The 24,024-nt window shown below is 62.5% G+C and carries 22 protein-coding genes, 1 tRNA gene and 1 pseudogene; 10 read left to right on the top strand and 14 right to left on the bottom strand.

What is annotated here, in order from left to right; genetic code table 11:
* Position 1 precedes the first annotated feature (1 nt).
* Positions 2 to 77, bottom strand: a tRNA-Glu gene (locus BM416_RS29455).
* A 359-nt stretch (positions 78 to 436) separates the two neighbouring features.
* On the opposite strand from BM416_RS29455, the gene BM416_RS29460 reads away from it, so the two are divergent.
* Positions 437 to 1,207, top strand: coding sequence for a hypothetical protein (locus BM416_RS29460; protein ID WP_065939907.1), 771 nt, complete (start codon positions 437 to 439; stop codon positions 1,205 to 1,207).
* A gap of 126 nt (positions 1,208 to 1,333) precedes the next feature.
* Positions 1,334 to 2,146, top strand: a complete 813-nt coding sequence (locus tag BM416_RS29465; protein WP_092490322.1) for an alpha/beta fold hydrolase — start codon at positions 1,334 to 1,336, stop codon at positions 2,144 to 2,146.
* 34 nt (positions 2,147 to 2,180) lie between these two features.
* On the opposite strand, the gene BM416_RS31305 is transcribed toward BM416_RS29465, so the two are convergent.
* The 4 genes and pseudogenes from BM416_RS31305 to BM416_RS29480 all read right to left on the bottom strand — a co-directional run bounded on the left by BM416_RS31305 (position 2,181) and on the right by BM416_RS29480 (position 6,640).
* Entirely contained in the window at positions 2,181 to 3,062 is an 882-nt protein-coding gene (locus BM416_RS31305; protein ID WP_371856078.1) for a methyl-accepting chemotaxis protein, read from the bottom strand.
* A pseudogene (locus BM416_RS31310) lies at positions 3,042 to 4,148 on the bottom strand (HAMP domain-containing protein); the annotation flags it as partial. The gene BM416_RS31305 and the pseudogene BM416_RS31310, both read right to left, overlap by 21 nt.
* 115 nt (positions 4,149 to 4,263) lie before the next feature.
* Positions 4,264 to 5,676, bottom strand: coding sequence for an aminotransferase-like domain-containing protein (locus BM416_RS29475; protein ID WP_092490324.1), 1,413 nt, complete (start codon positions 5,674 to 5,676; stop codon positions 4,264 to 4,266).
* A 202-nt stretch (positions 5,677 to 5,878) separates the two neighbouring features.
* Positions 5,879 to 6,640, bottom strand: a complete 762-nt coding sequence (locus BM416_RS29480) for an SDR family oxidoreductase (protein ID WP_092490325.1) — start codon at positions 6,638 to 6,640, stop codon at positions 5,879 to 5,881.
* Positions 6,641 to 6,868: 228 nt separating this feature from the next.
* On the opposite strand from BM416_RS29480, the gene BM416_RS29485 reads away from it, so the two are divergent.
* On the top strand, positions 6,869 to 7,876 hold the full coding sequence (locus BM416_RS29485) for an NADP-dependent oxidoreductase (protein WP_092490326.1): 1,008 nt from the start codon (positions 6,869 to 6,871) through the stop codon (positions 7,874 to 7,876).
* Positions 7,877 to 7,928: 52 nt separating this feature from the next.
* On the opposite strand, the gene pyrF is transcribed toward BM416_RS29485, so the two are convergent.
* Complete coding sequence (gene pyrF / locus BM416_RS29490; protein WP_065924510.1) at positions 7,929 to 8,627, bottom strand: orotidine-5'-phosphate decarboxylase; 699 nt, start codon at positions 8,625 to 8,627, stop codon at positions 7,929 to 7,931.
* A gap of 259 nt (positions 8,628 to 8,886) precedes the next feature.
* Here pyrF and BM416_RS29495 point away from each other — a divergent pair, with 259 nt between their 5' ends.
* Both BM416_RS29495 and BM416_RS29500 read left to right on the top strand, forming a co-directional pair.
* Positions 8,887 to 9,651 carry a response regulator gene (locus BM416_RS29495; protein WP_065924552.1) on the top strand — a complete coding sequence of 255 codons (765 nt, stop codon included), beginning with the start codon at positions 8,887 to 8,889 and terminating at the stop codon, positions 9,649 to 9,651.
* On the top strand, positions 9,651 to 10,688 hold the full coding sequence (locus BM416_RS29500; RefSeq protein ID WP_092490327.1) for a sensor histidine kinase: 1,038 nt from the start codon (positions 9,651 to 9,653) through the stop codon (positions 10,686 to 10,688). The genes BM416_RS29495 and BM416_RS29500 overlap by 1 nt, the downstream gene beginning before the upstream one ends.
* Here BM416_RS29500 and BM416_RS29505 read toward each other — a convergent pair.
* From BM416_RS29505 to BM416_RS29540, 8 genes are all read right to left on the bottom strand, one after another.
* Positions 10,685 to 11,746, bottom strand: coding sequence for an AI-2E family transporter (locus tag BM416_RS29505; RefSeq protein WP_092490328.1), 1,062 nt, complete (start codon positions 11,744 to 11,746; stop codon positions 10,685 to 10,687). The two genes, BM416_RS29500 and BM416_RS29505, sit on opposite strands and share 4 nt — an antisense overlap.
* 71 nt (positions 11,747 to 11,817) lie before the next feature.
* Positions 11,818 to 12,636 carry a DUF4892 domain-containing protein gene (locus BM416_RS29510; protein WP_092490329.1) on the bottom strand — a complete coding sequence of 273 codons (819 nt, stop codon included), beginning with the start codon at positions 12,634 to 12,636 and terminating at the stop codon, positions 11,818 to 11,820.
* A gap of 102 nt (positions 12,637 to 12,738) precedes the next feature.
* Complete coding sequence (locus BM416_RS29515) at positions 12,739 to 13,593, bottom strand: alpha/beta hydrolase (RefSeq protein WP_065924506.1); 855 nt, start codon at positions 13,591 to 13,593, stop codon at positions 12,739 to 12,741.
* On the bottom strand, positions 13,590 to 14,393 hold the full coding sequence (locus BM416_RS29520; RefSeq protein ID WP_092490330.1) for an alpha/beta fold hydrolase: 804 nt from the start codon (positions 14,391 to 14,393) through the stop codon (positions 13,590 to 13,592). The genes BM416_RS29515 and BM416_RS29520 overlap by 4 nt, the downstream gene beginning before the upstream one ends.
* A 97-nt stretch (positions 14,394 to 14,490) precedes the next feature.
* Positions 14,491 to 14,934 carry a hotdog fold thioesterase gene (locus BM416_RS29525; protein ID WP_027607077.1) on the bottom strand — a complete coding sequence of 148 codons (444 nt, stop codon included), beginning with the start codon at positions 14,932 to 14,934 and terminating at the stop codon, positions 14,491 to 14,493.
* Positions 14,935 to 15,051: 117 nt separating this feature from the next.
* On the bottom strand, positions 15,052 to 15,501 hold the full coding sequence (gene sixA / locus BM416_RS29530) for a phosphohistidine phosphatase SixA (RefSeq protein ID WP_092490331.1): 450 nt from the start codon (positions 15,499 to 15,501) through the stop codon (positions 15,052 to 15,054).
* Entirely contained in the window at positions 15,498 to 15,845 is a 348-nt protein-coding gene (locus BM416_RS29535) for a DUF4389 domain-containing protein (protein ID WP_092490332.1), read from the bottom strand. The genes sixA and BM416_RS29535 overlap by 4 nt, the downstream gene beginning before the upstream one ends.
* Positions 15,846 to 15,855: 10 nt before the next feature.
* Positions 15,856 to 16,881, bottom strand: a complete 1,026-nt coding sequence (locus tag BM416_RS29540) for an NAD(P)H-dependent glycerol-3-phosphate dehydrogenase (protein WP_092490333.1) — start codon at positions 16,879 to 16,881, stop codon at positions 15,856 to 15,858.
* 195 nt (positions 16,882 to 17,076) lie between these two features.
* On the opposite strand from BM416_RS29540, the gene BM416_RS29545 reads away from it, so the two are divergent.
* From BM416_RS29545 to fabB, 5 genes are all read left to right on the top strand, one after another.
* Positions 17,077 to 19,197: a TonB-dependent receptor plug domain-containing protein gene (locus BM416_RS29545; protein WP_371856077.1), complete on the top strand. Its 2,121-nt coding sequence runs from the start codon at positions 17,077 to 17,079 to the stop codon at positions 19,195 to 19,197.
* 1 nt (position 19,198) lies between these two features.
* Entirely contained in the window at positions 19,199 to 20,128 is a 930-nt protein-coding gene (locus BM416_RS29550; protein ID WP_092490335.1) for an ABC transporter substrate-binding protein, read from the top strand.
* On the top strand, positions 20,125 to 22,026 hold the full coding sequence (locus tag BM416_RS29555; RefSeq protein ID WP_092490336.1) for an ATP-binding protein: 1,902 nt from the start codon (positions 20,125 to 20,127) through the stop codon (positions 22,024 to 22,026). The genes BM416_RS29550 and BM416_RS29555 overlap by 4 nt, the downstream gene beginning before the upstream one ends.
* A 249-nt stretch (positions 22,027 to 22,275) precedes the next feature.
* Positions 22,276 to 22,791, top strand: coding sequence for a 3-hydroxyacyl-[acyl-carrier-protein] dehydratase FabA (gene fabA, locus BM416_RS29560; protein ID WP_003210552.1), 516 nt, complete (start codon positions 22,276 to 22,278; stop codon positions 22,789 to 22,791).
* Positions 22,792 to 22,802: 11 nt separating this feature from the next.
* Complete coding sequence (fabB, locus tag BM416_RS29565; protein ID WP_074844724.1) at positions 22,803 to 24,023, top strand: beta-ketoacyl-ACP synthase I; 1,221 nt, start codon at positions 22,803 to 22,805, stop codon at positions 24,021 to 24,023.
* Position 24,024 lies beyond the last annotated feature (1 nt).

Consider the following 24,024-nt stretch of genomic DNA (forward strand, 5'->3'; position numbering starts at 1 on the left):
ATGGCGTCCCCTAGGGGACTCGAACCCCTGTTACCGCCGTGAAAGGGCGGTGTCCTAGGCCACTAGACGAAGGGGACACACGTACAACATTCACTCCCTACCGCGTTTCGCTGTGTGCTTTACGCTGTAAGTGGCGCGCATTCTATGGATGGATTGAAAGGTCGTCAACCCCCAAGGATAAATTTATTTAAATCAATGACTTCGCCCGTGTTTACCGGCCCGCGCAGGGCATTCTGCCCGCCCAGGCCTTGACGCCTATATTCTGGCGTCCGACAAGGCGCTATAGTTCGTTCCAGCAAGTGATGGCAATGTGCATCTACGCAGGGAGCGGCTACTTATATAGAAGAACTACCTGGGTAACTGGTCGATCAGTCCTATCCGCCGACAAGCCCAGTCACTACACTCCACTGTAAACCCTATCAAAGAGGTCACGCCGGTGACACCACTCATGATCACCCTGCTGGTAATAGCCGGGATCGTAATACTGATCGCCATTGGCTACATGAACCACGTGGTGGAAAACAACAAGCTGGAAAAGAAGCGCACCGAGATCGAGCTTAACGATCGCCTGCGCCGTTGCGGTGAGATCACCGAGACCTTCCCTGGCCAGCTGATGACCCCGGCGCTCAAGCTGTTATTGGCCCGCCTGGAGCTCAACGTCAATCAGCGCCTGTTGAACCTCAACAAGACCAGTGCACCGCTCAAGGCCCGTATCACCGAGCTGAACACGCTGGTGGCCCAGGGCGAGTCCATCCCGGTGAACAACCCGCCGGCGCCGATCCAGACCGAAGCCAAGGCCAAGGACGTGCGCTTTCTGCTGGAAGCCCTGCATGGCCAGGTCACCCGCGCCGCCCAGGACGGGTTCCTGCCGACCAACGAAGCCAAGCACTGGATCAAGGAAATCCGTCATATCCTGGTGCTGTTGCACATAGAGTTCTTCAACAACCTCGGCCAGCACGCCTTGCAGCAGGGCCAACCGGGCCAGGCGCGCCTGGCCTTCGAGCGTGGCGTGCAATACCTGCGCAAGCAGCCGGAGCCGGTGCTCTACAGTGCACAGCTGCAATTGCTGGAAGGTCAACTGGCCCGCGCCAACTCGACCGTGCTGGCTAACAGCAAACAGGCGGCGGAGGAAGTCAACGAATTGACCGAAGGCATGAAAGAAGTCGAGGCCGACGCCGAGTGGAAAAAGAAAGTCATCTACGACTGATCTGCCCACTCCCCTGGGGTGAGCGGGCTGCCCGCTCGCCCCAACATGCCATCAATTTGCATCTATCGCCCCGCCCCCGACTAGCGTAAAAAAGTGCCCCTCACTCCGTGAAGTCAGAGGCCCGCTATGCCTATCGCCGTCATTGATGGACAACCGCTGCATTACGTCGACCAGGGCACCGGCCCTGTCGTCCTGCTCGGCTCAAGCTACCTGTGGGACCGCGACATGTGGGCCCCGCAGATCGAAGCCCTGTCACAACAGTACCGGGTCATCGTGCCCGAACTGTGGGGCCACGGCGAATCGGGCCAACTCCCCGCCCCCACCCACACCCTCGACGACCTTGCGCGCCAGGTCCTGGCCCTGCTTGACCATTTGGAGATCCCACAGATCAACCTGGCAGGCCTGTCGGTGGGCGGCATGTGGGGTGCACGCCTGGCATTGCAGGCCCCCGAGCGGATCAACAGCCTGGTGCTGATGGACACCTACCTCGGTGCCGAGCCAGAGGCCACGCGCCAGTATTACTTCTCGTTGTTCAAGATGATTGAAGACGCCGGCGCCATTCCTGAGCCGTTGCTGGATGTGATCGCGCCGATCTTCTTTCGCCCCGACATCGACCGCGAATCGGCGCTCTACCAGGATTTTCGCAAGTCACTGCAGGACTTTCCCCGGGAACGCTTGCTGCACAGCATCGTACCCCTGGGTCGATTGATCTTCAGCCGCGAAGATGTGCTGGAACAACTACCGCGGCTGGACGCCGATACCACCTTGGTGATGTGTGGCGAACAGGACAAGCCTCGGCCACCCGCCGAATCCGAGGAAATGGCCGAACTGATTGGCTGCGCCCTGATCCTGATTCCAGACGCCGGGCATATCTCCAGCCGGGAGAACCCGGATTTCGTCAACGAAGCGCTGCTGACCTTCCTCGCCAACCACGCCTGATCGCCCCCCTTTGATCGCCGCCTCTGTGCGGCGCTCAAAGGCGGAAGTGCCCCACCATCCCCTTGAGCTCCGCTCCCAACTGCGCCAGCTGGACGCTCGACGCCGCGTTGCCCTGCATGCTCAACGCCGATTGATCGGCACTCGCACGAATACTGGTGACGCTACGGTTGATCTCTTCGGCCACCGAGCTCTGCTCCTCAGCCGCAGCGGCAATCTGCTGGTTCATCTGCTGGATCAACGACACCGCTACCGCAATGCTACTCAAGGCACTCTCGGTTTCCAGCGCATCGCTGACCGCCAGCTTGACGAGTTCGCCACTTTGCTGGATCTGCTGCACCGATGATTGCGCAGCGCCGCGCAAGGTACTGACCAGCCGCTCGATTTCTTCGGTCGACTGCTGGGTCCGCTTGGCCAGTGCCCGGACTTCATCGGCCACCACCGCAAACCCCCGGCCCTGTTCGCCTGCGCGGGCGGCTTCGATGGCTGCGTTCAGGGCCAGCAGGTTGGTCTGTTCGGCGACGCTTTTGATCACGCTCAGCACGGTGCCGATATTCTGGATTTCGGCACTGAGGCTCTCGATGCTGGTGCTCGCGCGGGTACTGGACGTGGCCAGCAATTCGATACGCTGCAAACTCTGGCGCACCACCTGCTGGCCGCTGTCGACTTTTTCATCCGCCGTCTGCGCGGCTTGTGCAGCCTGCTCGGCGTTGCGCGCCACATCGTGCACGGTGGCGGTCATCTGGTTCATCGCCGTAGCGACCTGCTCGGTTTCTTCTTTCTGGCTGCTGACCTCGACGTTGGTCTGTTCGGTCACGCTGGACAGCGACTGCGCCGAGCTGGCCAATTGTTCAATACCGGCCTGCAGGCCGCTGACCATCTGGCTGAGGCCGCCGCCCATCTGTTGCATCGCCTGCATCAACTGGCCGATTTCATCACGACGGCTGACCTCCATGCGCCCGCTCAGATCCCCGGCGGCAATCTGTCGGGCTACCGCGATCACACTGCGCAGCGGCGCGACTATCAAGCGGGTAATCACCCAGGCCGCAATCAACCCCACCAGCAAGGCCAGGGCCGACGAACCAATGATCAACATCGCGCTTTTCTTCAGTTGCGCCTGCATCGACAGGTCTTCAGCGTCATAGGCCTGGTTGACCCGGCTGACGACCTGGTCAGCTCGATCATGCAGTTGTTTGTAGACGACTTTTTCCTGGGCCAGCAGGCCGGTGTATTCCCCCAGCTTTTCGCTGAAGGCGGCGATATGCCCGGAAACTTCGTTGAGCACCGTCTGATAACCAGGATCCTTGACCGACGTTTTCAGTTGCTCGACCTGGGCCAGGGCCTGGTCGGCCTGCTCGATCTTACCTTGCTCGGCGTCATCAGCATCCGCCTTGCGGCTCTGGTCCAGGCGCACATGGGCTTCGTTCATGGCCTGCAACATCAAGCGGGAAACCTGACTGATCTGGCCTGCCTGCTCGATAAACTCGGCGCCCTCCTTACCTTGGCTTTCCTTGAGGCCATAGGCGCCGTCGTCCGCCAGCCCGGCCTGCAATACATCCAGGTTATTCGCCACGCTGGACACCGACCAACTGGCCATTTCCAGCGCCAGGTCCTTGGCCTGCGTCAGCTCGACAAACTCATCGAACGCCTTCCGGTAGGCTGCCAGAGCCTGCTCGACCTCGGCCATCACCGGCACATTCGCCGCAGACTGGGCCTTGAGGCCGTCCGCCTGGGCCGCCAGGGCATCGAGACTTTCATGCAAGGCGTCGACGGCCTTGGGGTCGGCGTGCAGCGCGTAGTCCTGCTCGATCAGACGCACCTTGAGCAAGCCGCTGTTAAGCGACGACATGGCCTTGAGGCCTTCAAAACGCTGGCCAACGGTTTGCAGGGACCACACGCCGATAGCCGCGACCAACGCCGTCAGCAGCAGCACCAGGGTGAAGCCCAAGCCCAGTTTTTTCGCCATACCCAGGTTGGCGAAACGTCGTTGCACGCCTGAAATCATTGCACTTGAATCCTCTTGCAATGGCGGACGCCATCAAGTCCGATGGACAAGCAACGAGATTCGCAACCAAAAGGCACTGAGCACAAGGCACTGGCGCCACAATAATGGCAAAAAGCTACACGCTCGTCGTTTTCAGAATGGTCGAGGTCGATCTGGCGGGCCCCATCGCACGAAACAACGCCAAGGCACGTTGATCAGTAGCATAGGCGACATTGAGGCGTAGCCACTCACTGTGACTACCGCTTGGACTGAACAACGCCCCGGGCGACAGCAACACCCCCAACTGCCGGGCGCACGCCTGCAACCGCGAAGGCTGCGCCGCCCCCGGACGTGCCCACAGGAACATACCGCCGGTGGGTACGGCGAACACCTCCCACTCTTCGTCCTCCAGCACTTGCAGGGTCACGGTCATTTCACTGCTCAACCGCTTGCGCAGGCGCTGCACCCATTTGCGATAGGTACCATTGGCCAGCAACGTGGCGACTACCGCTTCAGCAAACCGGGAGGTGCCGAAACCGGTCAAAGTCTTGAGGCTGGCCAATTGCGTGATGATTGCGCTGCTGGCGCAGAGGTAGCCCACCCGCAAGGCGCTGCTCAGGGTCTTGGAAAAACTCGCGACGTAGATCACCCGATCATCATGGGGCAATGCCGAAAGCCGCGTGCAACTGGCCTGCTGCAGGTCGCCGTAGACATCTTCCTCGATGATCAGGAAGTTCTTGCGGTGTGCCAGTTCCAGCAAGCGCTCGGCCACCACCCGGCACAGGCTGGTGCCCGTGGGATTGTGATAGAGGCTGTGAATGAACAGGCACTTGGGATGATGGTGCTGCAGCAGCGCTTCAAGTGCCGGGAGGTCGGGGCCGCCTCGGGTACGCGGTACTTCCAGCAGTTTCACACCCTGGAACGCCAGCTGCCGGTAGAGATTGGCATACCCGGGGGTTTCGACCACCACGCTGTCGCCGGCCTTGAGCAGCGTCCGTATCAGCAGGTCCTGGGCATGGCTGGCACCTGCGGTGGTCAGGATGCGCTCCAGGCTGGTGGCGATGTGAATCTGGGTCAGGCGCTTGAGCAGTTGCTCGCGCAGCGCGGGCAACCCCAGGGGAGTGCTGTAGTTGAACAGGCCGGCCGTGTCGGTGCGGGTGACTTCACGAATCGCGTAACTGATGTCATCGCTTTCGCGCCAGGCATCGGGCAACCAGCCACAGCCCAGCTTCAACTCGCCCAACGGATTGTCGGCAAAGGCGCCCCACTCGCGCTCCGCCCCCTCATACCAGTTGCCTTCGTGGCAGGCAGCCGGCTGGGCCACCACAAATCCCGAGCCCTGCCGGGGCGCCAGTACCCCTTGAGCGACCATCCGTTCGAATGCTTCGATCACACTGGATTGGCTGAGCAGGTTGTCCAGGGCCAACTGGCGGACGGACGGCAAGCGTGTTCCGGGGCTCACGCCGTCCTTGCGAATCCATTGCACCACTGCACTGACGATTTGCTGCACTACCGGTACAAGGGCCTGTCGATCGATCCCTAAATCCATGAGCCACTCACTTCAACTGTCTGTTATCAACCCGCAGAGTTAAGCACAGAAGCAGCAGGTTTCCGGCCGCATAAATTTATTAAAGTATTGATTTTATTGACTTATTTACCTACTGACACATATTCGATCACAGCGTTTTGCCAGCTTTGGAAAAGCCCCACGCGCCCCCAGACGTTTTCGAACAAGGGGCCGGCGCCAGGTCCTAGATAGCCGTCGCGCCACCGTCCACGGCCAAGGCGTGACCGGTGGTGAACGCCGCTCCGTCGCTGCACAGGTACAGCACTGCGCTGGCAATCTCCTCCACCTTGCCGATACGCCCGACCGGGTGCATAGCGGCGGCGAATTCGGCCTTGCGCGGGTCGGCTTCATAGGCGCGCCGGAACATATCGGTATCGATCACCGCCGGGCAGACGGCATTGACGCGGATTTTCTTCTTCGCATACTCGATCGCCGCCGATTTGGTCAGGCCGATCACCGCATGTTTGGAGGCTGCATAGATACTCATCTTCGGCGCCGCGCCCAACCCCGCCACCGACGCGGTGTTGACGATGGCCCCGCCGCCCTGGGCCAGCAGCAGCGGCAACTGGTACTTCATGCACAACCACACACCCTTGACGTTGACGCCCATGATCGCGTCGAACTCATCCAGACTGCCGTCCGCCAGCTTACCCTTCTCGATCTCGATGCCGGCGTTATTGAAGGCGTAGTCCAGGCGACCATAGGCGCCGATGGCCTGTGCCATCAACTGCTGCACCTCCGCCTCCTGGGTGACGTTGCAGCGCACGAACAGCGCCTCGCCTCCGGCCTGGTGGATCAACGCGACCGTGCCCTCGCCGCCGGCTACGTCGAGATCGGCGACCACGACCTTCAAACCTTCGGCGGCGAACGCCAGCGCAGTGGCGCGACCAATACCGGCGGCTGCGCCGGTCACCAGGGCGACCTGGCCGGAAAACGTCATGCTCATGGAGGATGTCCTATTGGGATTGATGACAGTGGCACGAGTCTAGCCAACGCCGAGACGCACGCGTCAGCACTATCAGAAGGCCGGTTAGTGCCGTATGAGTCATGGTGATAAGGCAACCCGGCTCACTATCAATGGCACCTATCGATGAGCATTCGCACCCTCGGCTGACCTTGCCCGCGGGCCATTCAAGGTCTATCAATCATGCTTCACTTCTAAAGAGTCCTTGCCATGACCGCCCAGACCAACCGCCAATTCCTGCTCGCCAAACGCCCGGTCGGCGCGGCCACGCGGGAAACCTTCACTTACCAGGTCGTGCCGGTGGACACGCCCGGGGACGGGCAGGTGCTGGTGCGCAACGAATACCTGTCCCTCGACCCGGCCATGCGTGGCTGGATGAATGAAGGCAAGTCCTACATTCCGCCCGTAGGCCTCGGCGAGGTCATGCGCGCGCTGGGTGTGGGCAAGGTGATTGCCTCGAACAACCCGAAATTCGCCGTCGGGGACTACGTGAATGGCGCCCTGGGCGTGCAGGATTACTTCCTGGGCGAGCCGCGCGGCTTCTACAAGGTCGACCCCAAGCTGGCGCCCCTGCCCCGCTACCTGTCTGCGCTGGGCATGACCGGCATGACCGCCTACTTCGCGCTGCTGGACACCGGCGCGCCCAAGGCCGGTGAAACCGTGGTGATCTCCGGCGCGGCCGGTGCCGTGGGCAGCATTGCCGGGCAGATCGCCAAGCTCAAAGGCTGCCGCGTGGTCGGCATTGCCGGCGGTGCCGACAAGTGCAAGTTCCTGGTGGATGAACTGGGCTTCGACGCCGCCATCGACTACAAGAACGAAGACGTGCCCGCCGCCCTCAAGCGCGAGTGCCCCAAAGGCGTGGATGTGTATTTCGATAACGTCGGCGGCGACATTCTTGATGCGGTGCTCAGCCGGCTGGCGTTGAAAGCCCGCGTGGTGATTTGCGGGGCCATCAGCCAGTACAACAACAAGGAAGTGGTGAAAGGCCCGGCCAACTACCTGTCACTGCTGGTCAATCGCGCACGGATGGAAGGCTTTGTAGTGATGGATCACGCGGCGAACTTTGCCGCCGCCGGGCAGGAAATGGCCGGTTGGATGGCCCAAGGCAAGCTCAAGAGCAAGGAGGATATTGTCGAGGGGCTGGAGACGTTCCCGGAGACGCTGATGAAGCTGTTCAACGGCGAGAACTTTGGCAAATTGGTGCTCAAGGTCAGTTGATACACACGCTCTGCGCGTTCCCACGCTCTGTGAACGTGGGAACGCGCATCGATCAGGCGATCTCGGCGACTACCGCCGCCAACGCCTTGGCCGGATCCGCCGCCTGGCTGATCGGACGGCCGATCACCAGGTAGTCGGAACCCGCGTCCAGTGCCTGGCGCGGGGTCAGGATACGGCGCTGGTCATCCTGGGCACTGCCCGCAGGGCGAATCCCCGGGGTCACCAATTGCAACGACGGATGGGCGGTCTTCAAGGCCTGGGCTTCCAGCGCCGAGCACACCAGGCCATCAAGGCCGGCTTTCTGCGCCAGGGCCGCCAGGCGCAGTACCTGCTCCTGAGGCTCGATGTCCAGGCCGATGCCAGCCAGGTCCTCGCGCTCCATGCTGGTCAGCACGGTCACCCCGATCAGCAACGGCTTGGGGCCGCTGCGCTGTTCCAGCACTTCACGGCAGGCGGTCATCATGCGCAGGCCGCCGGAGCAGTGTACGTTGACCATCCATACGCCCATCTCGGCCGCAGCCTTGACCGCCATGGCGGTGGTGTTGGGGATGTCGTGGAATTTCAGGTCGAGGAACACCTCGAAGCCTTTGTCACGCAGGGTGCCGACGATTTCCGCGGCGCAGCTGGTGAACAGTTCCTTGCCGACCTTGACCCGGCAAAGCCTGGGGTCCAACTGGTCAGCCAGCTTCAGTGCGGCGTCACGGGTGGGGTAATCCAGGGCGACGATGATAGGAGTCTGGCAGACGGACATTGGAATGGGCTCTCAGGCAAGTCGAAATCGGCGCGGATTGTAGCGCAAGCAGCGCCGTTGCGGGATCCGATGATCGGTAAATACTGACCAACCGCCATCAGCCGGGCATTCCAGATGTTTATTTCAAAGCTGATACATTCATGACATGCCCACAATACGCCCTGCCGCTAGCCTCGCCCGCACGACCCACCGACCAGCACTACCAGCCATGGGGCTGGGCGCCTATGCTGAGCGCAACAACCAGGCAGATGATCGCACTATGCATACCCCTTCCGTCCCTGTGAATGACGAGCAAAAAGGCGCAGTGGTTGCCGATGACAAGCGCTGGAACACCCGAGCGCTGATCGTCGACGACGATGTGCCGATCCGCGAATTGCTGATCGACTACCTGGCACGCTTCAATATCCTCGCCACCGGCGTGACCGACGGTGCCGCGATGCGCCTGGCCATGCAGGCCGAAACCTATGATGTGGTGGTACTCGACCTGATGCTGCCGGGGGAAGACGGCCTGACCCTGTGCCGCTGGCTGCGCGCCGAATCGGACATCCCGATCCTGATGCTCACGGCCCGCTGCGAGCCCACCGACCGCATCATCGGCCTGGAACTGGGGGCCGACGACTACATGTCCAAGCCCTTCGAACCCCGTGAACTGGTAGCGCGGATCCAGACCATCCTGCGCCGCGTACGCGATGACCGCACCGAACAGCGCGCGAATATCCGCTTCGACAACTGGCGCCTCAACAGCGTGTTGCGTCAATTGGTGGCCGACGATGGCCTGGTGGTGCCGCTGTCCAACGCGGAATTCCGCCTGTTGTGGGTGTTTATCGAACGCCCGCGCCGGGTGCTGAGCCGGGAGCAACTGCTCGATGCCGCCCGCGGCCGCTCCATTGAAGCCTTTGATCGCAGTATCGACTTGCTGGTGTCACGCCTGCGGCAAAAACTCGGGGATGACCCCAAGGCACCGCAGTTGATCAAGACCGTGCGCGGCGAAGGCTACCTGTTCGACGCCCGGGATATTGGCTGATGCGCGCGCCCTTCAACACGCTGTTCGGTCGGCTGTTCGGCGTGTTGCTGGTGGCGATTGTGCTGGCCCATGGGCTGGCGTTCTTCTGGTTTCACCACTACGGCCAACCGCCGCCGCCCCCTCCTGAGCGATTTATCGAGCAGCCGGACGGGACCCTGGCGCCGATGCGCGACAAGCACCCACGCCCCTGGTTTGGCGGCCCGGTGGTGCCCCTGACCTTTCAATTCGTCTCGTTGATTATCGCGGCCTGGTACGGTGCCAAACTGCTGAGCCGGCCAATACAGCGCCTGAGTGAAGCGGCGGAACGCTTGAGTCTGGACCTCGACAGCCCCCCCCTCGATGAATCCGGCCCGAGGGAAGCACGGCAGGCCGCCTCGACCTTCAACCTGATGCAAAGGCGCATTCGCGAGCAGGTCAGCCAACGCGCGCGCATGCTCGGCGCCGTCTCCCATGACCTGCGCACCCCGCTGTCACGCCTCAAGCTGCGCCTGGAGCAGATAGAGGACACCCGGCTGCAGGGCCAGATGCGCCAGGACCTGAACGACATGATCGACATGCTTGACGCCACCCTGAGCTACCTGCACGAACAGCGCACCAGTGAAACCCGGCATTGGCTGGATGTGCAGGCGCTGGTGGAGTCCATGAGTGAAAACGCCCAGGACCAAGGCTCCGATGTGCAATGTGCGGGCAGCTGCCTGCCCTTGCAGGTGCAACCGATGGCCCTGCGCTCATGCCTCAACAACCTGATCGACAACGCCTTGCGTTATGCCGGCACCGCCCGCGTGGAGCTGGAGGACAGCCGCGAAGCGCTGGTCATCCGTGTGATCGACCACGGGCCGGGGATCGCGGTCGATAAGCGTGAGGCAGTGTTCGAGCCGTTCTATCGGCTGGAAGGCTCGCGTAACCGCAATTCCGGCGGCGTTGGCCTGGGCATGACCATCTCTAAGGACGCGGCGGAACGCCTGGGCGGCCGCCTGAGCCTGGAAGAGACCCCAGGCGGCGGCTTGACCGCCGTGATGTGGTTGCCCAGGGCTTAAAGGGGCTTGTCTTCACGCCGAACCTGGGCCTGGGTTGCACTCCAATCCATCAGCAGGCTGTAGGCCACGGCCAGCAGGGTCGGGCCGATAAACAGGCCGATAAAGCCAAAGGCAATCAAGCCGCCGAAGACCCCGAGCAACACGATCACCAGCGGCAGGTTGCCGCCACGGCTGATCAGGTACGGCTTGAGCACGTTGTCCACGCCACTGATGATGAACGTCCCCCACACGCCAAGGAACACCGCATAGGTGTAGTCGCCTTTCCACGCCAGCCAGGCCGTGGCCGGGATCCATACCAGCGGCGGGCCCATCGGGATCAGGCTGAGCAGGAACGTCACGATCCCCAGCACCAACGCACCCGGCACGCCGGCGATCAGGAAGCCGATCAGTGCCAGCAGGGCCTGGGCGGCGGCAGTGCCGATCACACCGTTGACCACCCGCTGCACCGTACCGGCCACCAGTTCGATGTAGTAGCCGGCACGATCACCGATCAGTCGTTCCAGCAAACGATGCACGAACATCGCCAGACGCGGCCCGTCACGATAAAAAAAGAACACGAACACCAGGCTCAGGGTCAGTTCAAGGATGCCGCCGCCGATCTGCGCACTGCGCGCCAACAGCCAATTGCCCACCTGCCCCAGGTACGGCTTGAGGCTGACCATCAGCGCCGCGCCTTGCTCGTCGATACTGTTCCACATGCCGACCAGGCGCTCTCCAACAAAGGGAATCGCCCCCAACCAGGTTGGCGCCTCGGGCAGCCCATCGACCTGAATATCCTTGATCAACGCCACGGCATCGCGCACATGGTCCGCGAGATTGAACCCCAGCCACACCAGTGGCACCGCCACCAGCAACATCCAGCCCAAGGTCAGGATGCCGGCGGCCAGGGATTCACGGCCACCCAGCCAACGGGTCAGCAGCACCATCAGCGGCCAACTGGCAAACGCCAGCACCGCGCCCCAGAACAGCGCCGACCAGAACGGCGCCATCACCCAGAAGCTGGCACCAAACAGCACCAGCAGCAGGATTTGCACCAGCAGGCGATCGTTATTGAGCATGGGGTATCTCTAGAAAAGGCTGTAGGAAGAGAGCTTAGGCGAACGGCACGGGTCCGTTCGCCCTGTTACGGTCAGCGTATCAGATGCAGGTGCAAGCCTTTGGTTTCAGTGCTGCCGGTTTCCAGGCGCGCGGCGCGCACGCCCTTGTCGACCAAGGCCTGGCGCCAGGCTTCCGCTTTCGGGCCGGCCAGACTGACGCGCAAGGTCGTATCGAGGTTCAAACCCCGGGAAATCAGGGTCAGCCAGGTGTCGTCGGGGTCGTCGCCAAGCGCGGGGAAATCCAGCTCACCGGTGCTTTTCAGCTCGCGCAACAAGGTGGCCGAGGTGGGCAGCAGGTCGCCCAGCGGAGCGCCAGCGTCCAACTGCTCCACATGCAGATAGGCACGACGGTTGCCTCGGGTGATGCCGTAGATAGCCACCAGGGAGTTTTCCTGCGGGGCGGCCAGGCGCAGCAGCAGGTATTCCTGCTGGCCGTCGGCTCCTACCAGCTTGGCATTACCGAACACTTCGTTGGCCCACAGGCTGCTTTCACCGCAATCGCGGGCCTGGCACCAGAACAACAACTGCGCGCCGTTGGCCTGCAACGCTTCGCGCGTCGACGTGAACGCAGCACTGGAGGTGTGTTCGGCAGGCAGCTCATAGGTAATCGCTGTGGCTTGCCCACGGGCGGTGGCCTGGCCCTCGTAACGCAACTGGCCACTGATCTTGCGGATCGCCCCCATGGGGTAGATGCGCTCCTTTTCTTCAGCGGGGCGGTAATCGACGATCTGTGCGTCGACCTGACGGGCCACGGCAGGCAGGTCCTGGCTTCCCGGCACATCGGCGGCGAACACCAAGGGGCTGAAACAGCACAGTCCGAGGGCACGTATACATCCTTTACGCAGGCTCATCGGATCGGTGAGCCCTGGCCATCGGAGGTCGCAGCAGTGTTGAGTTGGTTCATGGTTGACTCCCTTTCAATCCGCCCAGCCTCGGCAGTTGACCGCCCCAAGTCAAGGCGCGGAGAAGAACCGATTGAAACAGTCTGCAACAAGGACCGCACCTGGCTCATCATTCAGGTGTAAATGATGGCCACCCGGCAACGTGGTCACCGTAAAGGGTAGCTGGGAAAGCAATTCGGGATGTTTCGCCAACATGCCATCGGCGGCGACCACCAACTGCGTAGGGCAACCCACGCGGCGCACGAAAGCCATCGCCTGCTCATCGGTCAGGCGCATCGGCGAAGCCAGGGTCAGGCGACTGTCCGAGCGCCAGGTATAACCGCCCGGCACCGGCATCAAACCGCGCTGGGCCAGCAGTTCTGCGGCTTCACGGCTCACGGCGACCAGACCTTTCATACGCGCCTCAACCGCCCGGTCGAGGGTGGTGTAGACCGGCTTGCGCTTATCCTGCAGGTTCAATTGCGCCTGCAAGGCCATGCCCAGGCGCTCGGCCGCGTTCTCACCGCTGGCCGTGGGCGGGATCACGCCGTCAATCAAACCCAGGTGTGTCACCCGTTCCGGCAAGGCACCGGCCAGCACCAGGGACACGATGGCGCCGAGGGAGTGGCCGAGTAATGCAAAACGTTTCCAGCCCAGTTGCTCGGCGACGTGCAGCACGTCGTGGACGTAATCCCACAAGGCATAACCGGCACCTGTAGGACGATGCGCCGAATGCCCATGGCCGGCCATGTCCAGCGCCACGATACGCAAACCCGCAAGCTTCGGCGCCAGGCGTGCAAAGCTGTTGGCATTGTCCAGCCAGCCATGCAGGGCGATCACCGGCAAACCGTCCTCGGGGCCAAACAGATGGGCCGCCAACTCAATGTGCGGCAGGCTCAGGCGAACCTCTTCGACGGGTGTGCTCATGCGCAGCTGCGCTCCCGGGCTTCCCAGCGCGCGAACAGGGTCTTGATCAGGGTCGCGGTGTCCTGGGGGCGTTCGAGGGGAAACATATGGCCGCCGGGCATGGTGAGCATTTCGCCCATGGGCAGACGGTCGACACCGCTGGCGTGGTGACGCATCACCACGCGGCTCTGGCGACCGCGCACCACCGCCAGCGGCACTTTCAATTGGCGCACCTGGCCGGGACTGGTGTGGGGCACGCCCCGGTAGATGCTGATTTCGGTGGCCGGGTCGAAACGCAGGCGCAGGCGATCACCCGCCTGGTACAGGCCGTGTTGCAGGTAGGCGTCGAAGCATTCCGGGTCGAAGCCTCGGAACAGGGTCTTGCCGGCGAAGTAGCTGCGCGCGGCGTCCAGGTCGCTGAATTCTTCACGACGGCCCAGGGTGCGGCCGGCCGGCGTGAGTCGGTCGATAAAACCGAAACGCTTGGCGGCGCGGATCACCCAGCGGTCGGCGCGGGTCAATACGGGCGAGTCGAGCATCACCACCCCGCGATACAGCTGCGGGCAGCGCAGGGCCGCGTGCAAATGCAGCACGCCACCCAGGGAGTGGCCCACGCCCCAGACGGGCTCCGGCTGTTGCTCCAGATGATGGATCAACTCGTCCACCAGGTTCTGCCAGTTATCGTCCACTGGAAACCTGGGGTCGTGACCGTGCTGCGGCAAGTGAGCCACCGCATATTCCGGGGCCAGGGCGGCAAACAGCTTGCCGTAGGTGGCCGAGGGGAAGCCATTGGCGTGGGCAAAAAACACGTGCTGCGACATAGCGGATCCATCTGCAAAAACCGAGATTGATTGTCACCAGGCCCAAGCCCCACAGCAATGACTGTAACTGCCAGGAATGATGACACTCACGCCACACCTATCGCGCCGGAGGGGTTTCGCCCAAAGGCACCACGGCCATGGTCAGCCGTGAGACACAGTTGCACTTGCCGTCATCGGTGGTCAGGCGGATGTCCCAGACCTGGGTGGTGCGGCCGATATGGATCGCCTTGGCCACCGCCGTCACCCGCCCGCTGCGCACACCGCGCAGGTGGTTGGCGTTGACCTCCAGGCCCACGCAATAGAACTTGCTCGGGTCGATGCACAAATAAGCCGCCACGGAGCCGACACTCTCGGCCAGAACCACCGACGCACCGCCATGCAGCAGACCGTAGGGCTGGTGAGTGCGGTGGTCGACCACCATGCTGGCGGTGAGGGATTCGTCGTCGAAGCTTTCAAAACGGATATCCAGCAGTTCACCGATGGTGTTTTTCTGGCCGGCATTGAGTTGTTCGATATTCGGTTGGGTGCGCCACAAGCTCATGGAATTGTCCTTATTGGTTTTATTACGACCCTAATCCTGCCACACAACTGCCTCGCTGCGCTCGCTCCAACGAAAGCGACGGACATAAGATTCGCTCCTTTGTGGCCCGACGATGGCCTACGGATTCTTCACGCTGACCAGGCTCATCAACCCCGCCAGCGGGAAGTCGCCCTCCAGTTCCGCCAGGCTGGCGGTGGACATCGGCTGCGGCTGGCGCTGATGGCCATGCTGCAGAAAACTGATCAAGCTGCCGACCAGGGGTTGATGGCTGACCAGCAGCACATTGTCATCGCTGTCGAGCTTGCTCAGGACCTCCAGCGGATTGCCCTCCGGCGTGAGCCAAGGCACCGTGCGGATATCCGGCGCAAAACCCAACGCGTCCCGCACCAGCTGTGCAGTCTGCTGCGCCCGCACGTACGGGCTGGCAATGATTGCGCTGAGCGGCTGGCCGATCAGGTGCGCCGCACTGCGCAACACCTCGGCGCAGCCATGTTCGGTGAGGTTGCGCTCGGCGTCCGTGCGGGCATGCCCCTCGGCCTCACCGTGACGCAAGACCCACACCTTCATAGCTTCGGCTCCTCTTCCCGCACCGGGTGCGGCGCCGGGGGCACGCTGTGGGCGGCTTCGCCCTCGGGAGCGCGCGGGGTTGGCCAGTCGGCGAACGGCCAAGGCTTCTGCTCGGTGTGGAAGCTGCCAAAGCGGCCGATCTGGGCAAGAAACTGGCTGAGGCTGTCGCCGAAGTTCATCAGGCCCAGGTTCGGCGCGCTGTAGACCAGGCGGTAGATCAACTGCACCACCACCAATGCGCCGAGCAGGAACTGCGCCACCTGCCACACCAGGGCAAACACCAGCATCCACAGGATGCGCAGGACAATGGACTCGTACTTGGGAGCAGCTTTTGGATCGTTCATGGCGCGTTCCTCAGTTGAAACCACTGGTGGAAATAAAGTCGACGTCGGTTTTGGGCTCGGCCCGCATCAGCAACTCGATGACCTGGTTCAAGGTGCGCCCTTCAAACAGGATCGCGTGCAGCCCGGCGACCAGCGGCATGTACACGCCGACTTCCTGGGCCTTGGCCTTGAGCACCTTGAGGGTGTTGACCCCTTCGGCCACTTCGCCCAGGCGCGTCACGGCGTCTTCCAGGCTCAGGCCCTGGCCCAGGGCGAAACCCACCTGGTAGTTGCGGCTTTTCGGCGACGAGCAGGTGACGATCAAGTCGCCCACGCCGGCCAGGCCCAGGAAAGTCATGGGGTTGGCGCCCTGGTTTACCGCGAAGCGGGTCATTTCCGCCAGGGCGCGGGTAATCAGCATGCTCTTGGTGTTTTCACCCATACCCAGCGCCACCGCCATGCCGGCGATGATCGCGTAGACGTTTTTCAGCGCCCCGCCCAGTTCCACGCCAAAGCGGTCGCCACTGGCGTATACGCGGAAGGTCCGGCCATGTAGCACCGCCTGGACGCGCTCGCATAGCTCCTCGTCCTCGCTGGCGATCACCGTGGCGGTCAGCGCGTGCTCGGCGACTTCCCGCGCCAGGTTCGGCCCGGACAGCACGCCAATGCGCGCCTGGGGGGCGATCTCGGCGAGGATTTCGCTCATCAGCTTGAAGGTCTGCGCCTCGATGCCCTTGGTCAGGCTGACCAGCAGCTTGCCCGCCAGGCGCTCGGCATGGGGCGCCAGCACCGCGCGCAAGGCGCTGGAAGGCAGCGCAACAAAGCACAGGTCGCAGTCCGCCAGGGTGGCCAACAGGTCGGTGACCGGCTCGACCGCCGGATGAATCTTGATGCCTTTAAGATAACGAGGATTTTCACGGTGTACGCGAATGGCCTCGGCCTGCTCGGGATCGCGCATCCACTGGCGCACTGCATGACCGTTCTCGGCCAGCAGGTTAGCCACGGCGGTACCAAAACTTCCGCCTCCCAGGACCGCAATAGGGCGCTGTTCAGTCATATGCAATCCGTTAATCCATACCAGTGGCGATGGCGGCATTATACGGGGCGACCCGCTTGCGGCCAGCCCCCGTATCAAATCGTGCACTTGTCGGAAAATGCCATGTCCGTGTGACGGAATTGCAAGGGCGACGACTGGCAAATAGCCTCACCTCAGTTAACATGGGCGGCTATCCGTCACTATCAAGGCCATGTCGTGTATTTGGGCCCTCCTTCCCGTTCATCCCTACTGCTTATGCTGTTGTGCAGTGCACCTGCGCTGGCTGACGACCTGTTCCTCGACAGCCAGCCGCTGCCGCAGGTATTGACCGCTACGCGTCTCAAGCAATCGGCCGCCGCCGTGCCGGGCAGCATGACCGTGATCGACAGCGAGTTGATCAAAGCCAGCGGCGCAAGGGACATCAGCGAGCTGCTGCGCCTGGTGCCGGGGATGATGGTCGGCTACACCACCGGCAACCAGGCGGCGGTGAACTACCACGGCACCAGTGCCAGCGACGCGCGACGCATGCAGGTGTTGATCGACGGGCGTTCTGTGTACCGTGCTGGCCTGGCCACAGTGGACTGGAGCGACATTCCGGTGGCGATGGAAGACATCGAGCGCATCGAGGTCTTCCGCGGCCCCAATACCGTCAGCTACGGGGCGAATGCCTTGATGGCGGTGGTCAATATCCTCACGCGCTCACCGGCCAACAGCCATGGCTCACGGGTGAAGGTGATTCGCGGTGAGCGCGGTATCAATGACTTTTATGCCAGCCAGGGCGTGGGCTGGGAAACCGGCGATCTGCGCCTGTCGCTGTCCGGGCAACAGGACGATGGCTTTGACAGCGATGCCGTTGGCGCCGACCGCCGGGACGGCCGTCGCCTCAACCGCTTCAGCCTGGCGGTGAGCCAGACCTTGAACGCGCAACAGAGTATCGACTGGCAACTGAATGCCAAGGAAGGCACCAACCAGCGCCCTTACACCTACACCCCCGTATTCGCCGGGATTACCGAGGGCGGCGACAATTCCGATGTCACGGCCAAGGACTACGCCGGTTCCCTGCGCTGGAACTTTGATTTCAACCCCGAGCACAGCCTGTATATCCAAGGCTCGGCCCAGCAGTGGGACCGCCGGCAAATCTGGAAGGCCTGTGACGCCAAGGTCTCGTTCAGCCCCGAGCTGACCCAGTTGTGGCAGCTCAACCCCAACTATGCCGAACGGCTGGCCCGGCATATGGACACCTACAGCCAGGGCACCGCGCCACCGGGCAGCGCCGCCGAACAAGCCTTGGCCAACCAGGTACTGGACCAGTGGCGCAACGGCGCCAACCAGAGCGTATGCGGTGACATCGACCAGAGCACCCGCGAAAGCCGCTACGACGTGGAAATCCAGGATACCCTCAGCCTGTCCGACAGCCTGCGCCTGGTCAGCGGCATGAACTACCGCTACGACCGCGCCGACTCCGATACCTACTTCAACGGCACCCTGGACGACACCACCTGGCGGCTGTTCGGTCAGTTGGAATGGCGCGCCAGTGAGCATTGGCTGCTGCAAGGCGGCGCCATGTTCGAGGACACGCACCTGAGCGGCCCTTCGCTGACGCCCAGGGTGGCGGTCAACTATTTGATCAACCCGCGCCACGGCTTGCGCGCGGTGTACTCGGAAGCCATCCGTTCGCCGGACATGTTCGAGAACAATGTCAACTGGAGCTACCGCGTCACCAACCTCAGCTCACCGACCTATGGGCAGAGTTCCGGGCAGTACTTCGTGAAGACTCGGGGCCCGGGCAACCTCGACAAAGAACTGATGCGCTCGCGGGAACTGGGCTACAACGGTTTCTTTGCCGACATCGGGCTGAACATGGACGTGAAGGTGTTCTACGACGAAATCACCGACATGATCAGCTCGCCGCTGCGCAATAACCAGTACATTGCCAGCAACGCCAACAGCTCACGCTTCACCGGCGCCGAGTCCCAGTTCGACTGGCGGGTGAGCAACGCCGACCGCCTGCGGCTGACTTACGCGTATGTCGACGCCACCACCAGCAATCCACTGGACAAAGCACAGACCGCGCGTAACAGTGGCTCGGCCGGCTGGTTGCGCGAATGGGGCCAAGGTTGGTCCAGCGCGCTGTTCTACTATGGCGACGACGCACTCAACCAATATCGTTTCGAACGGGTCGACCTGCGGGTGGCCAAGCGCATTGCCCTGGGCAAAGCCAACGTGGAGCTGGCCGGCATGTTGCAACAACGCCTCGATAACCAGCCCACCACCTGGGCCGACAACACTTACGACCATCGTCACGTACTCTACTTCAGCGCGGAGTTAGAGTTCTGACATGGGCGACTCGTCACGGATGACCTTCTTCTTTATCTATAGGCTGCGGCGACTTGCCGGGCTGCTGGCCGGCCTGTTGCTGTGCGCACCGGCATGGAGCGCCGAGATCCTGCTCACCGCCGCCGAAGACGGCGCCGGGGTGCAGGCCTTTACCCAGGCGCTGGCCCGGCAACGCCCCGAAGACCGCGTCACCTTCACGTCCCTTGAGGCCTTGCCGGCACCCAGCCAGCTGCCCGCCGGCACGCGCCTGATCCTGCTCGACCTGCCCGGCCTCGACTGGCGCCTGCGGGATACCCAAGGGCCGCCGACGCTGGTACTGCGCATCAGTCGGCTCCAAGCCCATCAGCGCCCGGAGGCCTCACGGCACGCGCGGATCAGCCTGTTGTGGAGCGACCCGCCGCTGGAGCGGCAACTGCGCCTGATTACCAGCGTCCTGCCCCAGGCACGGCGTATCGGCGTGCTCTACGGCACCGACAGTGAATTCCTGCTGCCCGAATTGCGCCAGCATGCGGCGGCCCTGGAGCTGGAGATCGTGCCGCAGCGTTGGGACAACACTAACGACAGTCGCCCGCTGCAAACCCTGTTCAGGAACAGCGACGTGCTGCTCGGCCTCGATGACCCGCAGCTGTACAACCCGAAGACCGCGAAAAACCTGCTGCTGAGCAGCTACGCCCAGCAATTGCCGCTGTTCGGGCCCAATGCAGGGTTTGTGCGCGCCGGCAGCCTCGCCAGCACCTACAGCGACCAGGACGATTGGCTGGCGGTACTCGATCGTTTGCTCGACCAGCCGCCGGCCGCTTGGCCACGCGCGCAGTACCCCGAACGCTTCAAAGTCGTGGGCAACGCGCAGGTCGCACGCTCACTGGGCATCGAACAGGTGGACGAAGCCAGCGTCGCCGCCCGAATGGCCGAAGGAGAAAAACGCCCATGACCTTGCGTCGTCGTTGGGACATCAATACCCGCACCCAGCTCATCACCCTGGGCCCGGCGCTGTTGCTGACGTTGCTGTTGATCAGCTTCTTCACCTTCGTGCGTATCCAGGACCTGCGCCAGGAACTGGACCACACCGGCCAATTGATCGCCAACCAACTGGCACCGGCCACCGAGTATGGGGTGATCTCGGGCAACAACGATGTGCTCGACAGCCTGCTGCGCGCCACGCTGGCCACGCCCCATGTGCGTTTCCTGGAGATCCAGGACAGCAGCGAAAATATCCTCGTGTACGTCGAGCAACCCGCGGAGAAACATGACCGCGCGCTGTCGGTAAAAGTGTTCCAGGCGCCGATCCGCCTGCAGCATATCCAGCTGGGCAATGACTTTTTCCAGGACAACCTCAACGAACCCAAGGCCCCCCGCGCGGACTACCTGGGCCGGGTGATCGTCGGCATGTCCAATGACGCCTTCAGCCAGCGTCAGCAGGAGATCCTGTTCAAGGCCGGTATCCTCGCGCTGTTCGCCCTGCTGTTTACGTTCCTGCTCGCCCGGCGCCTGGCGGCGAGCCTGTCGCAACCGATCAGCGCCATGGGCCATGCGGTCAAGGCCATCCAGCAGGGCGACTACAAGACGCCGCTGCCGATTGTGGATGATTCGGAGCTGGGCGACCTGTCGCGGCATATCAACAACCTCGCCGAAGGCCTCAACCAGGCCAGCCGCGAACAACAGCAGGCCATGGCCCAGTTGATCCAGACCCGCGAAGAGGCGGAACGGGCCAACAACGCCAAGTCAGACTTCCTGGCCATGATGAGCCACGAACTGCGCACGCCGATGAACGGCGTACTGGGCATGCTGCAACTGCTGGAAACCACCGAAATGACCGAGGAACAGACCGAATACGCGGCGCTGGCCTCCGAATCCACCGAGCATTTGCTCAAGGTGATCAACGACATTCTCGACTTCTCGCGCATCGAACGCGCGGCCCTGGAGCTGGAACATATCCCCTTCAACCTGGCCGACCTGATCAACAGTTGCGCCCAGGCCTTCCAGCACAGCGCCCAGCAGCGCGGGCTGGCGCTCAAGCTGCCGATCCCGCCCGGCATGGACGCACTGCGGGTACAGGGCGATCCGACGCGGATCCGCCAGATCCTGGTTAACCTGATCGGCAATGCCTTGAAGTTCACCGAACACGGCACCGTCAGCGTGGAGCCCCACTGGCAGGTGCTCGACCATGAGTTGGTGTGGTTCACCTGCACCGTGCGTGACAGCGGCATCGGGATTTCCGCCGAGCGCCTGGAATTGATGTTCGATGCGTTCCAGCAGGCCGACAGTTCCATTTCAAGACGTTACGGCGGTACCGGTCTCGGGCTGCCCATCGCCCGTACCCTGGCCGAACGCATGGGTGGCACGCTGCGCGCGCAGAGCGAAGAAGGCCGTGGCTCGGTGTTTACCCTGGAGATCCCGCTGGCCATCGACCCACACAGCCAGCCGTCGATCGCCCTGGATGCCGAGGGCAAGCACAGCACCGGCGAGGGTCGCCATGTGTTGCTGGTGGAGGACAATCCGGTCAACCGCACCGTGGTCGAAGCCATGCTGCGCAGCCTGGGCTTTGAAGTCAGCCTGGCCACCGATGGCGCCGAGGCTATCCGCAGTGCCGAGAGCCTGATCTTCACCGCGATCCTGATGGATTGTCGCCTGCCCCTGATCGACGGCTACGAAGCCACCCGGCAGATTCGCCAACTGCCCGGCTGCGCCGACCTGCCGATCATCGCCCTGACGGCAAACGCCTTGCAGGGCGACCGGGAAGCCTGCCTTGCGGCCGGAATGAACGATTACCTGGCCAAGCCGTTCAAACGCACGGATCTGCAGCAAATCCTGCAGCGCTGGGTGCAATAGCGGCGCGCCACTAGCCAACTCCGACTGGCGTGAAAGACGAAAGTGCGGCAGTCTTAGGCACCCGAACGGGCCCCTGAACAGGCTCGGTTTAAAATTTCAGTGAACAAGTGTACATTCAGTACCTTGCCGCTGTGACTTTCACTACAACGCAATAGTCTATGTGTAGGCTGCCGACATGAGGCATGAACGCTTCATTCGGTTCGGGAAGATTTGCCCTACCCTGCCGCATGGGATTATTGAGGAGCTCGCATGACCAAACAAAACGCCTTTACTCGGGAAGACCTGCTGCGCTGCAGTCGCGGTGAGCTGTTCGGCCCAGGTAACGCGCAACTGCCCGCCCCGAACATGCTGATGGTGGATCGCATCACCCATATCAGCGAAGAGGGTGGCAAGTACGGCAAAGGTGAATTGGTCGCCGAGCTGGATATCACCCCGGACCTGTGGTTCTTCGCCTGTCACTTCGAAGGTGACCCTGTCATGCCCGGCTGCCTGGGCCTCGACGCCATGTGGCAACTGGTCGGCTTCTACCTGGGCTGGCAAGGCCTGCCAGGCCGTGGCCGCGCCCTGGGTTCGGGCGAAGTGAAGTTCTTTGGCCAGGTCCTGCCGACCGCCAAGAAAGTCACCTACAACATTCAAATCAAGCGCGTCCTCAAGGGCAAGCTGAACCTGGCCATCGCCGACGGTTCGGTGACTGTCGACGGTCGCGAGATCTATACTGCCGAAGGCCTTCGGGTCGGCGTATTTACTTCCACTGACAACTTTTAAGGGTTATCCGCATGCGCCGCGTCGTTATCACTGGTCTGGGCATTGTTTCTTGCCTGGGCAATGACAAAGAGACCGTCACCGCTAACCTGCGTGCAAGTCGCCCTGGCATCCGCTTCAACCCGGAATATGCCGAAATGGGTCTGCGTAGCCAGGTTTCCGGCTCCATCGACCTGCCCCTCGAAGAACTGATCGATCGCAAGATCTATCGCTTCGTGGGCCACGCTGCCGCCTACGCCTACCTGGCCATGAAAGACGCAATCGCCGACTCCGGCCTGAGCGAAGACCAGGTATCGAACGTACGCACCGGCCTGATCGCCGGCTCCGGCGGCGCATCGACCCTCAACCAGATGGAAGCGCTGGACATCCTGCGCGAAAAAGGCGTGAAGCGCGTTGGCCCGTACCGTGTCACGCGGACCATGGGCAGCACCGTTTCGGCCTGCCTGGCCACGCCATTCCAGATCAAGGGCGTGAACTACTCGATCTCCTCCGCATGCGCCACCAGTGCACACTGCATCGGCACCGCCGTCGAGCAGATCCAACTGGGCAAGCAGGACATCGTCTTCGCCGGCGGCGGTGAAGAAGAACATTGGAGCCAGTCGTTCCTGTTCGACGCCATGGGGGCCCTGTCCACCCAGTACAACGAAACCCCGGAAAAGGCCTCCCGCGCCTACGACGCCAAGCGTGACGGTTTCGTCATCGCCGGCGGTGGCGGCATGGTGGTGGTCGAGGAGCTGGAGCACGCCCTGGCCCGTGGCGCCAAGATCTACGCGGAAATCGTCGGCTACGGCGCCACTTCCGATGGCTACGACATGGTTGCGCCAAGCGGTGAAGGCGCCATCCGCTGCATGCAGATGGCCATGTCCACCGTGGACACCCCGATCGACTACCTGAACACCCACGGCACCTCGACTCCGGTCGGCGACGCCAAGGAAATGGAAGGTGTACGCGCGGTATTCGGCGACAAGGCTCCGAAAATCAGCTCTACCAAGAGCCTCTCCGGCCACTCCCTGGGCGCCGCCGGCGTTCACGAAGCGATCTACTGCCTGCTGATGATGGAAGGCAACTTCATGGCCGGTTCGGCCAACATCGACGAGATCGACCCAGTCGTTGCCGATATGCCGATCCTGACCAAGACGGTTGAAAACGTCAAAGTCGACACCGTGATGAGCAACAGCTTCGGCTTCGGTGGCACTAACGCCACCCTGGTGCTGAAACGCTGGCAGGGTAAGTAAG

This window comes from Pseudomonas sp. NFACC42-2 (assembly GCF_900116055.1).
Classification (GTDB): domain Bacteria; phylum Pseudomonadota; class Gammaproteobacteria; order Pseudomonadales; family Pseudomonadaceae; genus Aquipseudomonas; species Aquipseudomonas marginalis.

What these genes read in the sequence shown, in the direction of transcription:
- BM416_RS29495 (WP_065924552.1), top strand. Translation starts at nt 8,887, where the DNA reads ATGCATACCCCTTCCGTCCCTGTGAATGACGAGCAAAAAGGCGCAGTG.
- BM416_RS29510 (WP_092490329.1), bottom strand. Translation starts at nt 12,636, where the DNA reads ATGAGCCTGCGTAAAGGATGTATACGTGCCCTCGGACTGTGCTGTTTC.
- BM416_RS29525 (WP_027607077.1), bottom strand. Translation starts at nt 14,934, where the DNA reads ATGAGCTTGTGGCGCACCCAACCGAATATCGAACAACTCAATGCCGGC.
- BM416_RS29500 (WP_092490327.1), top strand. Translation starts at nt 9,651, where the DNA reads ATGCGCGCGCCCTTCAACACGCTGTTCGGTCGGCTGTTCGGCGTGTTG.
- fabB (WP_074844724.1), top strand. Translation starts at nt 22,803, where the DNA reads ATGCGCCGCGTCGTTATCACTGGTCTGGGCATTGTTTCTTGCCTGGGC.
- BM416_RS29475 (WP_092490324.1), bottom strand. Translation starts at nt 5,676, where the DNA reads ATGGATTTAGGGATCGATCGACAGGCCCTTGTACCGGTAGTGCAGCAA.
- BM416_RS29555 (WP_092490336.1), top strand. Translation starts at nt 20,125, where the DNA reads ATGACCTTGCGTCGTCGTTGGGACATCAATACCCGCACCCAGCTCATC.
- BM416_RS29540 (WP_092490333.1), bottom strand. Translation starts at nt 16,881, where the DNA reads ATGACTGAACAGCGCCCTATTGCGGTCCTGGGAGGCGGAAGTTTTGGT.
- fabA (WP_003210552.1), top strand. Translation starts at nt 22,276, where the DNA reads ATGACCAAACAAAACGCCTTTACTCGGGAAGACCTGCTGCGCTGCAGT.
- BM416_RS29535 (WP_092490332.1), bottom strand. Translation starts at nt 15,845, where the DNA reads ATGAACGATCCAAAAGCTGCTCCCAAGTACGAGTCCATTGTCCTGCGC.
- BM416_RS31305 (WP_371856078.1), bottom strand. Translation starts at nt 3,062, where the DNA reads ATGCAGGCGATGCAACAGATGGGCGGCGGCCTCAGCCAGATGGTCAGC.
- BM416_RS29480 (WP_092490325.1), bottom strand. Translation starts at nt 6,640, where the DNA reads ATGAGCATGACGTTTTCCGGCCAGGTCGCCCTGGTGACCGGCGCAGCC.
- pyrF (WP_065924510.1), bottom strand. Translation starts at nt 8,627, where the DNA reads ATGTCCGTCTGCCAGACTCCTATCATCGTCGCCCTGGATTACCCCACC.
- sixA (WP_092490331.1), bottom strand. Translation starts at nt 15,501, where the DNA reads ATGAAGGTGTGGGTCTTGCGTCACGGTGAGGCCGAGGGGCATGCCCGC.
- BM416_RS29505 (WP_092490328.1), bottom strand. Translation starts at nt 11,746, where the DNA reads ATGCTCAATAACGATCGCCTGCTGGTGCAAATCCTGCTGCTGGTGCTG.
- BM416_RS29485 (WP_092490326.1), top strand. Translation starts at nt 6,869, where the DNA reads ATGACCGCCCAGACCAACCGCCAATTCCTGCTCGCCAAACGCCCGGTC.
- BM416_RS29515 (WP_065924506.1), bottom strand. Translation starts at nt 13,593, where the DNA reads ATGAGCACACCCGTCGAAGAGGTTCGCCTGAGCCTGCCGCACATTGAG.
- BM416_RS29520 (WP_092490330.1), bottom strand. Translation starts at nt 14,393, where the DNA reads ATGTCGCAGCACGTGTTTTTTGCCCACGCCAATGGCTTCCCCTCGGCC.
- BM416_RS29465 (WP_092490322.1), top strand. Translation starts at nt 1,334, where the DNA reads ATGCCTATCGCCGTCATTGATGGACAACCGCTGCATTACGTCGACCAG.
- BM416_RS29550 (WP_092490335.1), top strand. Translation starts at nt 19,199, where the DNA reads ATGGGCGACTCGTCACGGATGACCTTCTTCTTTATCTATAGGCTGCGG.